This is a genomic window from Nakamurella aerolata (assembly GCF_013002705.1).
Classification (GTDB): Bacteria; Actinomycetota; Actinomycetes; order Mycobacteriales; family Nakamurellaceae; genus Nakamurella; species Nakamurella aerolata.
Genome location: NZ_JABEND010000012.1, coordinates 37,939 through 48,874, shown reverse-complemented (window position 1 = coordinate 48,874; position 10,936 = coordinate 37,939). Strand labels below are relative to the sequence as shown.

Below are 10,936 nucleotides of genomic sequence, written 5' to 3'. Positions count from 1 at the left end.
GCTGGATGGGCAGCGGCGGCTCACCCTCACCCCCCGAGCAGCTCACCGGCCGAATCGCGGCGGCGCCGAACGCGCTGTTGGACGAGTACGTTCTCGGTCCCCAATTCGTCTACGAGGCAGCGCATTTGGTCCCGGCGTACGTTGCCGTCGAGCGCGCTCTCGCGGCCGAGGCGCGGCGGATCGGTGCGCTGCCTGCCGATCAGGCCGATGCGGTTGATGCCGCCTTGGCCAGCATCGACCCTGACGACCTGCAGCCGCACCGGGGCGGGAACTTCTCGGACATGGCGTTCGCGATCGAACAGGCGGTACAGCAACGGTTGTCGGTGCCGGCGCCGCTGTGGCACGTCGACCGCAGCCGGAACGACCTGCAAGCCACCGCCCAGCGGTGGTACGGCCGGGAGCGCATCCGCACCACGGCGGGCCTGCTACTGCGGGTGGCCGGTGGGCTGCTCGACAGGGCCGGCCAGCATCTCGACGACCCGATGCCGGGTCAGACGCATCTGCAGGCTGCGCAGGTGATCTCGCCAGGCTTCGTGCTGTCGGCCTTTGCCGCTGAGCTACTCGATTCCCAGCGGCGGCTCCGTGCCGCCTATCGCGAAGTTGACCTGTGTCCGCTCGGGGCGGGCGCCATGGCGGGCAGCGAACTGCCCTGGGACCGCTCCAGACTCGCTGCCGCGCTGGGCTTCTCGGGCCCGGTGCCACACGCGCTGAGTGCCGTCGCTTCCCGTGGATGGGTGCTGGCTGCCGCCGGGGCGTTGTCCGATCTCGGCGTTGTGGTCAGCCGCTTCGTCACCGATCTGATGGCCTGGAGCAGTGGTGCGTATCAGTGGATGAGCCTGCCGGACGAGCTCGCCGGCATCTCGTCGGCGATGCCACAGAAGAAGAATTTCCCTGTGCTGGAAAGGATCCGCGGTCGCAGCGGACATTTGACCGCCGGGTATCTCGACGTGGCGGTCGGTCAGCGCAACACCTCGTACACCAACCTCGTTGAGGTGTCGAAGGAAGCGTCGGCGTCACTACCGCAATTGTGGTGGAACGCCGAGTCGATGCTGCTGCTGCTCGACCTGGTGATCCGGCAGCTGGAGTTCGACACCGCGGCGATGCGCCGGGCCTGTGACGACGACTTTCTCGGCGGTTTCGCCCTGGCCAACGGCCTGGCGCTGCAGTTCGGGCTGCCATGGCGGACCGCCCAGGTCGTCGCCGGCAAGTACATCGTTGCGTGCCTTGAGTCAGGGCAGCGCGGGCCCGACGTCGAATTGTTGCGTGGGTTGATCCACGCGCATCGCGATTCCGGCGGCGGCGCAGCCGCCGAGCCGAGCACCGCGGATGTGCTGGAGTTGTTGCGGCAAACCCGTGACACCGACGCGGCTCTGGCCGCCAAGATCACCGCGGGCGGAACGTCGCCGGCGTCGATGTGGGCACTACTCAACGAGCTCGATCGCGACCGCACCGAGGCGGTCCGGTGGTGGGATCGAGCGGCACCGTCGGCAGGAGGGGCCCGATGACCATCCGATTGATCGGCGGGCACCAGGGCATCGACCAGCGTGCCGGTGTCGGCACTGCCATGGGCACGTTCGGGGAGCTGTTGCAGGGCGCGCTGCCGGGCGGGCGTGAGTTCTTGGTGACGTTGCCGATCGCCCTGTGGTCGCACGTCTCGGTGCGACTGGCCGAGCGGGACGATCTCGTGGTGTTCCCGGCCCACAAGGTCAAGGCCAGAACCGTTGCCCAGCGCATGCTCCGGGCTGCCGGGCATCCCGGAGGGGGAACGTTGGTGATCGATTCGCAGCTGCCGACCGGCAAGGGGTTGGCCAGCTCGTCCGCGGACCTGGTCGCCACCGTGCGTGCCGTCGGACGCTGTCTGGATGTCGACACCTCACCGGAGGCCGTCGAAGAGTGGCTGCGCGGCATCGAACCCACCGACGGGGTGATGTATCCGGGCATCGTGGCGTTCGATCACCGCGAGGTTTCGCTGCGTTCGGTGCTCGGGCCGGTGCCGCCGCTGACGGTGGTTGCCGTTGACGCCGGCGGACGGGTGGACACGATCGCCTTCAACCAGCACAAGCGGTCGTTCACCGACGCCGAACAGCGTCGATATGCGGTGCTGCTGGAGCAGCTGAGTGTGGCGGTGGCCGACGCTGACGTCGCGGCGCTGGGCCGGGTGGCCACCGAGAGCGGCGAACTCAACCAGTCCCGCAACCACCACAAGCATCTTGCGGCCGTGCAACGGATCTCGCGCAGCATCGAGGCGTTGGGTGTGGTCAGCACCCACAGCGGAACCATGGTGGGTGTGCTGCTGGACATGACCGACATCGACTACGCGCCCAAGCTGCTGGCGGCCCGCCGGCAGTGCGCGGCGATCGCCGGCAGGGCCTGGGTCTTCCACACTGCGACCCCGGGAGCCGACGATGCGATTTGACGATCCGGTGGCAGCGATCGGCCACACCCCGACGGTGCGGTTGCGCGGCCTCGGCCCGGCACGCAGCTACGCAAAGTTGGAGTTGGCGAACCAGTTTGCGATGAAGGATCGGGTGGCTCGATCGATCCTGAGCAAGGCGAGGACGGACGGCAGGTTGCGCCCCGGCGCACCCATCATCGAGAGTTCTTCAGGGACAATGGCTTTGGGCCTGGCCTTGGTGGGGCGGGCACTTGGTCATCCGGTGCACATCGTGACCGACCCTCGAATCGACGCCGTCACCGAGACCAAGCTCAGGGCGCTCGGCTGCGCCGTGCACATCGTCACCGAGATGACGGGCGCCGGCTGGCAGAGCGCCAGACTCGAACTACTGCAACAGCTGCTGCACGATCTGCCCGGCGCGTTCTGGCCGCAGCAGTACTCCAATCCCGATAATCCGGCGGCATACGCATCTTTGGCGCAGGAACTGGTGAGCGATCTTGACCGGATCGACGTCCTGGTCGGGGCGGTGGGCAGCGGCGGCTCGCTGTGCGGCACGGCCGCTGCGCTGCGCGAGTTGGTCGGGGAGCTGACAGTCGTCGCTGTCGACTGCGTCGGCTCGATGATCTTTGCCCAGCCGGATCGTCCGCAACGCAAGCAAAGTGGACTCGGCAACAGCATGCAGGCACCCAACGTCGATTACGGTCAAATCGACAGCGTGCACTGGCTCTCCGACGCCGAGGCGTTCGCCGCGACCAGGGCGCTGGCCGCCGAGCAGCAGATCTTTGCCGGCAACTCTTCCGGTTCGGTCTATCAGGTGCTGGCCGATGTCGCTCGCCGTCATCCGCCGACAGCAACCGTTGTCGGCATCTTCCCCGACCGCGGTGACCGGTACGTCGACACCGTGTTCGCCTCCGGCCCGGATGAAGTCACCGCAGGGGATACCGGCGAGAGCGGGCCCTACTCGGTGGCCGCCTCGCCGCGGCGCCCGGACGAGGTGTCTTACGGCACCCCGGTGGTGAGCTGGTCGAGCTCTGTGCTGCCGCGGCAGCGGCCGCCGATGCTGTTTGTCGAATCCAACACCACCGGCACTGGGATGCAAGCGCTCAACATCGCGAGAAGGCTTGGTACGCAACCGGTTCTGTTGACCACGACCCCGGCTCGGTATCCGGCAGCCGCAGCGGCCGGCGCCATGGTGATTGAGTGCGACACGGACGACCTTGAGGCGTCGCTGCGTCAGGTCGACCGACTGCCGGCCGGGCCGGCGGCGGTTCTCACCACCAGTGAGTACTCGCTCATGGCCACCGCCCAGCTCGCGCAGTGGCTCGGTATGCGGGGGAACTCGGTCGAGTCGGTACGCCGGTGTCGCAACAAGGCCGCCAGCAGGGCTGCACTGGACGCGGCAGGGCTGGCGCAGCCGGCTTTCGCGCTGGTCGAGGCTCGCCATGATCACCGGCAGCGGACGCAAGCCATCGACGCGCTGGCCGACGCCGTCGGCTGGCCACTGGTGGTCAAGCCGGTGGAGGACTCGGGTTCCAACCTGGTCGTCCAGGTGGACAGTGTTGTTGCCGCACTCGAGGCCGTCGATCGGGTGCTTGCCGTACGGCAAAACGTGCGCGGCCAGCCGGTTCCGGAGCTGGCGCTGGTGGAACAGGCCGTCTCAGGGCCAGAATATTCAGTGGAAATGTTTTCCGTCGATGGGGCGCACCGCTGCGTCGGAGTCACGGCAAAATATCTCACCGGCGCACCACACTTCGTCGAGCACCGGCACGTCTTCCCTGCCCCAGTTCTCCGAGCCGTCGCCGACCTGCTCGGCGAGTACGCCGAGCAGGTGCTGAATGCTGTTGGATGGCGTTGGGGCGCAACGCACCTCGAGGTAAGGGTCGGCTCCGGTGGGCCAGAGTTGATCGAAATCAACGGCCGGCTCGCCGGGGGAATGATCCCGGAGCTGATCCGCTTGGCCGCCGGGGTTGATGTGCTTGAGCAGCAGCTGCGGTGCGCCATCGGGATGCCGTTGGACTGGCAACGGCCGCGCGACAAGGTGGCGGGAATCCAGTTCCTGCTGGCTGACCGAGCTGGGACGTTCGACCGGCTGGACGGGATTCAGCAAGCGCTCGCCGTTCCCGGCGTCGACCGGGTGGTGGTCACCGCGACGCCCGGTCAACCCGTGCGACCGGCACGCAACGCCTACGACCGGCTCGGCTACCTCATCGCGGTGGGCGACACGGCAGCAGGCGTCAACGACGCACTGGATGCCGCCGCAGAGCTGGTGCAGCTGGAGAGCACGGCAGCAGCGACCGTCGACCCGGCGCCGAGTCTGCAGGGAACAGGTGGCTGACCGGCGAGCGCCGCACGTTAGGCCGGGCGTGCTCGCGTCCCGGCGGGACTCGCGGCGGTGGACAGCCGAAAGCCGTTGCGGTGCGGGGCAAACGCACAGCTTTGGCACCGGAGTCGACCTCGGACCTGGTTGACAATCGCGCGATGCGAAGCACGGAGCAGCGAACACGGAGCAGGCGAAACGGCGGACAGAGAGGCAGGCAGTGGCATGGCACTACCGGTGGCTGATGTTGATGCGGAGGTGCTCGGTTGGGTGGCCGACCGCGCCGACGAGTTGCTGGCGTCCGCGGCCGTCGATGGCGCCGTCGTGCTTGATGCGCGTCGTCAACTGGCGGGGGACAGTGCCGCACTGTTGTCCGTGCTGCAGCAGTTGCCTGATGCCTTCGGCAGCGCTGTCGCCCCGCCGCGGGAGAACTTCGCTTCCCGAATCGAGCTGGCCCCGGGTGTGTGGTCGACGCCGGAGTGGTCGGGTGATCGGGAGATGTGTGCGCACCACGAGGGCGCGCAGCTGGCTGACCCGCCGGCTTGGCTGTTGATGGCGCTGGTGCGCCCGGCCGACAGCGGCGGCGAGGTGTTCCTGGCTGATACCCGGAAAGCGTTGCAGGAGTTGCCGATTGAACTGCGCGACGATTTCGCCGCGGACGGGTGGTTGCTGCAGCGCAACTTCCGTCCGCACCTCGGCGTCGGCTGGGACGAGGTGTTCGGCACCAAGGATCCGGTGCGGGTGGAGGAGCTCGCCGGCCAGTGGCTCGTCGATGTGGAGTGGGCCCGCGACGGTTCGTTACGCGCGACCAGCCGGCGTCCGGCGATTGTCCGGCATCCGGGTACCGGAGCCGACTGCTGGTTCAACCAGTTGGCGTTCCTCAACCATCTGAGCATCCCGGAGCCGGAGCGAGCGGTGCTGCTCGATGCCTTCGGCGTCGGCGGTCTTCCGCTGACGACCCTGCGGGGCGATGGCACTGCGGTGTCGGCGGACCAGTACGACGCGATCAGCCGGAGCTATCTGTCCAGTCAGCAGACTGTCGAATTGTTGTCCGGTCAAATTCTGCTGGTCGACAACGTGGCCGCCGCCCACGGCAGGACGCCGTTCACCGGCCTGCGGGTGGTCGCCGAGGTGCCCTTCGGGCACGTCGCGTCGAGCTGAATGCGCTGGTGGGAGCGCGATCCGGGGCGCAGGGCCGGACGGCTCAGCGTCCCACTGGTTGGGAACTACTAACCGGACGCTGACCGATCACTCTTTGGTCACGATCGGGATGGGGGTGTTCCAAACCACTGTCTCGTCCGTATGGTCGTGCGGTCAGACACGACAAGGGCGCAATGCACTGTCCGAGAGGTCTGCGGTCGATGGGGGCCGCGTCCAGGGCAGCCGCAACGAGCCGAGGAGGACCATTCCATGAGGAGAACACGGGCGGTCGCGATGACCGCTCTTGCCGTGACGTCAGCAATGGTGCTGGCGGCGTGCAGCAGCAGCGACACCGGCCAACAGGGCGCTCCCACCACCACCAACTCGCCGACCACCAACGGCGGCGCTGCCGCCTCCGGCGGCGCCGGGCAGGGCTCGGGCGCACAGGGTTCCGGCGCACAGGGTTCCGGTGCACCGAGCTCGGGTGCCGGGGGCGGAGGCGATCTCGGTGCCTGTGGTACCCCGCACGGCGCCTGGAACCCGCCGGCCGGCACCGCGGACAACGTCAACGTGTCGATGAACGAGGGCATGACCTCGTGGAACTCCAACACCTCGCACGCCAACTCGGTGTACAACAGCTACCCGCTGTACCTGACCCAGGCCATTGGTAGCTACTACGACGGCGACCTGAAGTACGTCAACAACGACAGCTTCCTGACCTGCAAGGTCGAGTCGATGGACCCGGTCACCGTCACCTACACCATCAACAAGGACGCCAAGTGGTCGGACGGTGCGCCGATCACCGCCTACGACATGTGGCTGGAGTGGGCAGCGCTGAGCGGCCGGTTCAACACCGGCGAGGCCCAGTACGACGACGACGGCAACCTGGTGAAGACCTCGGCCATCGCCTTCGACGCCGCTTCGCCCGGCATGGCGGCCATCGAAGAGATGCCGACCATCTCCGAGGACGGCCAGTCGATGACCGTCAAGTACGGCACCTTCTACGTCGACTGGCAGCTGAACAACCCGTGGGGCGGCGCACTGCCCAGCCACGTGGTCGCCGCCAAGGCACTCGGTGCGACCGATCCGGCCGCCGGCAGCAAGCAGCTGGTCGAGACCATGCAGGCGTTCTACGAGAACTCCGACTTCAAGGCCAACAAGGACGATGTCAAGGTGGCGACGCCTAAGGGCGCCAACGCCAAGGCCGCCGAGGTCAAGAAGATCGCCGACTTCTGGAACACCGGCTTCGACTTCGACCAGCTGCCCAGCGACAAGTCGCTGTACCTGTCGTCGGGTGCCTACCAGCTGACCGACTTCAAGAAGGACTCCTACCTCACCTTCAAGGTGAACCCCAACTACACCTGGGGTCCGAAGCCGCAGTTCCAGCAGATCACCTACCAGATCATCGGTGACCCGATGGCCGCGGTGCAGGCGCTGCAGAACGGCGAGGTTGACGTGATCAACCCGCAGGCCACCGCCGACGTGTTGACCGCCGCGCAGGCCCTCGAGGGTCAGGGCGTCAAGGTGCTCACCGGCGACGGTGCCACCTACGAGCACGTCGACTTCGCCGAGAACAACGGCGGCCCGTTCGACCCGAAGACCTACGGCGGCGACAAGGAGAAGGCCGCCAAGGTGCGCCTGGCCTTCATGAAGACCGTTCCGCGGCAGGACATCGTCGACAAGCTGATCAAGCCGCTGAACCCCGAGGCCACCACCCGCGACTCGTTCAACCTTGTTCCCGGCTCGCCCGGCTACGACAAGATGATCGCGGAGAATGGCTCGGCCGAGTACAAGAACGTCGACATCGAAGGCGCCAAGAAGCTGCTGGCTGAGGCCGGCGTCAAGAGCCCGAAGGTGCGCTTCATGTACGCGGCGAACAACCCGCGGCGCGCGCAGGAGTACAAGCTGATCGCCGACTCGGCGTCGCAGGCCGGCTTCCAGATGGTCGACGGTGTGAACGCCCAGTGGTCGTCGCTGCTGCCGAACACCAAGGTGTACGACGCGGCGCTGTTCGGCTGGCAGTCGAACAGCACCGGTGTGTCGTCCATCCCGCCGAACTACCTGACCGACGGACAGAACAACTACTACGGCTACAGCAACAAGGATGTTGACGCTGCGCTGAAGAAGTTGAACGGCACGCCGCTGTCCACCGAGGAGCAGCAGGCGCTGATCCTCAGCGTCGAGCAGAACCTCTGGAAGGACGGCTTCGGCACGGTGCTGTTCCAGTTCCCCGAGGTGCTCTCGTACAACTCCACCAACGTGGAAGGCATCAAGGGTCTGACCCTGGTGCCGAGCTACTTCTGGAACTTCTGGGAGTGGACCAAGCCGGGTTCCTGACCCGCTTGAACCGATCGTGGTGCCGGGCCCGCGTCAGCGGGTCCGGCACCACGTCGGTAGTGGCCCAGGTAACATCCCGTCCACACCAGATGCATGCGTCCGCCTGACCGGACGATCTCCGCGCGCGCGGCGGACGGCGGCATGCCCAGTTCCTGAAGGGGCAGTACCTTGCTCACTTTCATCGTCAGGCGAATCATCGCCTCGTTGTTCATCGTGATCGGCGCATCGTTCATCGCGTTCGTGCTGGTCGCGAATGCCGGTGATCCGCTCGCCCGCGCTGCCCAGTCGCAGGACCCGACGGTCCGTGCGCAGTTGACCAGGTCGATCACCGAGTCGCTGAACCTGGACCAGAACGTCGTCGTCCGGTTCTTCCTGTGGCTCAAGGGTGTCGGCGGCTGCTTCGTCGGCAAGTGCGATTTCGGCAAGACCATCCAGGGTGGCGACGTCACCGACAACCTCGGCACCTACCTGTTGGTCTCGCTCCGGCTGGTGCTCGCTGCGACCGTACTGGCGCTGGTCATCGGCGTGGCGATCGGCATCATCACCGCCATCAAGCAGTACTCCGGCTTCGACTACGCCGTCACCTTCATGGTGTTCCTGTTCTTCTCGCTGCCGACCTTCTGGCTCGGCATCATCCTGAAGGACCTGGTGGCGATCAAGTTCAACAACTTCTTGAATCTCCCTGGCGGCCCGACGTTCTCGGCCACCTGGTTCATCATCATGTCGGTGTTCTTCGGATTGCTGACGTTCTCGATCTTGAGCGGCACGCTGCTGCGCAAGCTGGCCATCTCGCTGGCCGTTGCGCTGGGAGTCTTCCTGATCGCCTTCTACATCTCCGAGACGCACTGGTTGCTGAACCCCAGCCTCGGCCTGCCGGTCATCATCGTGCTGTCGGCGCTGATCGCCTGCGGCGTCACCACGCTGACCGCTGGACTGAAGAACCGGCGGGCGCTGCTCAGCGCGTTGATCACCGCCGGTATCGGCTGTGCGCTCTGGTACCCGCTGCAGATCTTCTTCCACGACGGCATGAGCTTCGGCAAGCTGATGCTGCTGCTGCTGATCGCGCTGGTGGTCGGCATCGTTGTCGGCATTCTGGTCGGCGGTGACGACCGCTCGCTGAACGCCCGCACCGGCGCCTTCACCGCACTCGGTGTCGCGATCATCATCTTCGTCGACCGGATGATGCGGGCCTGGTCCACCTACTCGTCGCTACTCAACGGGCGGCCGCTGCGCACCCAGGGGCAGGTCACCCCGAACCTGCAGGGTGACTTCTGGATCACCACCACCGACGTGCTGGTGCACCTGTTCCTGCCAACCATCACGCTGATGGTGATCTCGCTGGCCACCCACTCCCGCTATGCGCGCGCCAGCATGCTCGAAGTGCTGAACCAGGACTACATCCGCACCGCGCGGGCCAAGGGGCTCACCGAACGCACGGTGATCATGCGCCATGCGTTCCGCAACGCGCTGATCCCGATCACCACGATCATCGCGTTCGACGTCGCCGGTTTGGTTGGTGGCGCCGTGGTCACCGAGAGCGTGTACCAATATCGGGCCATGGGGCAGATGTTCCAGCAAGGGCTGCTGCAGGTGGATCCCAACCCGGTGATGGCCTTCTTCTTGGTGAACGCCGTGCTGGTGGTCTTGATGAACCTGGTTGCTGACCTGGCCTACGCCGCACTCGACCCACGAATCAGGGTGACCTCGTCATGACGACTGTGATGCCATCGCTGCCCGAGCAGGGCGCTCCGGACGAATCCAGCCTGGAGCAGAAGGAAACCGCCGGCCTGTCGCAGGGCCAGATCGTCCGGCGGCGCTTCTTCCGGCACAAGGGCGCTGTCGCTTCGCTGATCGTGCTGGCGTTCGTGATGATCCTGTCGATCAGCTCGATCGGCTGGGGCTTCATCCCCGGTTGGTACAAGTGGGGCTACAACGAAGTGCTGAGGGGGTACCAGACCGGTCAACCCACACTTCAGGTGTGGCCGTTCAGCTCGTCCTTCCAGTGGGGCGCTCATCCGTTCGGGCTGGACAGGCTCGGCATCGACTGGTTCGCCGCGGTGATGCGTGGCGTGCAGCAGACCGCTGTCGTCATCGTGGTGATGGGCATCCTGTCCACCGCCATCGGTGTGACGCTCGGCGCCCTGGCCGGATACTTCGGTGGCTGGGTGGATTCGGTGCTGATGCGGTTCACCGACCTGATCCTGACGCTGCCGACCATCCTGATCACCGCGGTGCTCGGATTCGTCTTCGGCGTCCGCGGTATCTGGCCGGTGGCCTTCGCCCTCGGGTTGTTGTCGTGGACGGGACTGGCCCGGTTGGTCCGCGGCGAATTCCTGTCGCTGCGGGAGCGGGAGTTCGTCGATGCGGCGCGGGTCGCGGGCGCCTCCAACCCGCGGATCATCTTCAAGCACATCCTGCCGAACACCGTCGGCGTGATCGTGGTGAACGTGACGCTGCTGATGGCCGGCGGCATCCTGGTGGAGGCCGCGCTGAGCTTCCTCGGTTTCGGCATTCAGTTCCCCGACGTCTCGCTGGGCTCGTTGATCAGTGAAAATGCCACCTCGTTCAACACCAGGCCGTGGCTGTTCCTGTGGCCGGGCATCTTCATCATCGTCATCGCGCTGTGCATCAACTTCATCGGTGACGGGCTGCGTGACGCCTTCGACCCGCGGCAGAAGCGGATCCCGAAGTCCAAGGATCTGCGCAGCAGCAGGGAGGAGAAGTCGAAGGCCGCGGAGGGCGCGTGA

Annotated in this window: 7 protein-coding genes; all 7 read left to right on the top strand. The window is 66.3% G+C overall.

Annotated features, from left to right (window positions below; all coding sequences use genetic code 11):
* Positions 1-5 precede the first annotated feature (5 nt).
* The 7 genes from HKD39_RS16835 (at position 6) to HKD39_RS16805 (ending at position 10,936) form a co-directional block, all read left to right on the top strand.
* A complete protein-coding gene (locus HKD39_RS16835; RefSeq protein WP_171201035.1) occupies positions 6-1,505 on the top strand; it encodes an argininosuccinate lyase in 1,500 nt (499 codons plus the stop codon).
* Positions 1,502-2,416 carry a GHMP family kinase ATP-binding protein gene (locus HKD39_RS16830; RefSeq protein ID WP_171201034.1) on the top strand — a complete coding sequence of 305 codons (915 nt, stop codon included), beginning with the start codon at positions 1,502-1,504 and terminating at the stop codon, positions 2,414-2,416. The genes HKD39_RS16835 and HKD39_RS16830 overlap by 4 nt, the downstream gene beginning before the upstream one ends.
* On the top strand, positions 2,406-4,730 hold the full coding sequence (locus HKD39_RS16825; protein WP_171201033.1) for a pyridoxal-phosphate dependent enzyme: 2,325 nt from the start codon (positions 2,406-2,408) through the stop codon (positions 4,728-4,730). Before HKD39_RS16830 ends, HKD39_RS16825 begins: the two co-directional genes overlap by 11 nt.
* 207 nt (positions 4,731-4,937) lie before the next feature.
* Positions 4,938-5,873 carry a TauD/TfdA family dioxygenase gene (locus HKD39_RS16820; protein ID WP_171201032.1) on the top strand — a complete coding sequence of 312 codons (936 nt, stop codon included), beginning with the start codon at positions 4,938-4,940 and terminating at the stop codon, positions 5,871-5,873.
* 249 nt (positions 5,874-6,122) lie between these two features.
* The gene (locus tag HKD39_RS16815) at positions 6,123-8,189 is read left to right on the top strand and encodes an ABC transporter family substrate-binding protein (RefSeq protein ID WP_171201031.1); all 2,067 of its coding nucleotides are present in this window, start codon (positions 6,123-6,125) and stop codon (positions 8,187-8,189) included.
* Between the two features lie 168 nt (positions 8,190-8,357).
* Positions 8,358-9,902 (top strand): ABC transporter permease, encoded by a 1,545-nt coding sequence (locus tag HKD39_RS16810; RefSeq protein ID WP_171201030.1) that lies wholly within the window; start codon positions 8,358-8,360, stop codon positions 9,900-9,902.
* Positions 9,899-10,936, top strand: a complete 1,038-nt coding sequence (locus HKD39_RS16805; RefSeq protein ID WP_171201029.1) for an ABC transporter permease — start codon at positions 9,899-9,901, stop codon at positions 10,934-10,936. The genes HKD39_RS16810 and HKD39_RS16805 overlap by 4 nt, the downstream gene beginning before the upstream one ends.

Coding starts and splice junctions, on each gene's coding strand:
- HKD39_RS16825 (WP_171201033.1), top strand. CDS start 2,406: ATGCGATTTGACGATCCGGTGGCAGCGATCGGCCACACCCCGACGGTG.
- HKD39_RS16820 (WP_171201032.1), top strand. CDS start 4,938: ATGGCACTACCGGTGGCTGATGTTGATGCGGAGGTGCTCGGTTGGGTG.
- HKD39_RS16830 (WP_171201034.1), top strand. CDS start 1,502: ATGACCATCCGATTGATCGGCGGGCACCAGGGCATCGACCAGCGTGCC.
- HKD39_RS16805 (WP_171201029.1), top strand. CDS start 9,899: ATGACGACTGTGATGCCATCGCTGCCCGAGCAGGGCGCTCCGGACGAA.
- HKD39_RS16835 (WP_171201035.1), top strand. CDS start 6: ATGGGCAGCGGCGGCTCACCCTCACCCCCCGAGCAGCTCACCGGCCGA.
- HKD39_RS16815 (WP_171201031.1), top strand. CDS start 6,123: ATGAGGAGAACACGGGCGGTCGCGATGACCGCTCTTGCCGTGACGTCA.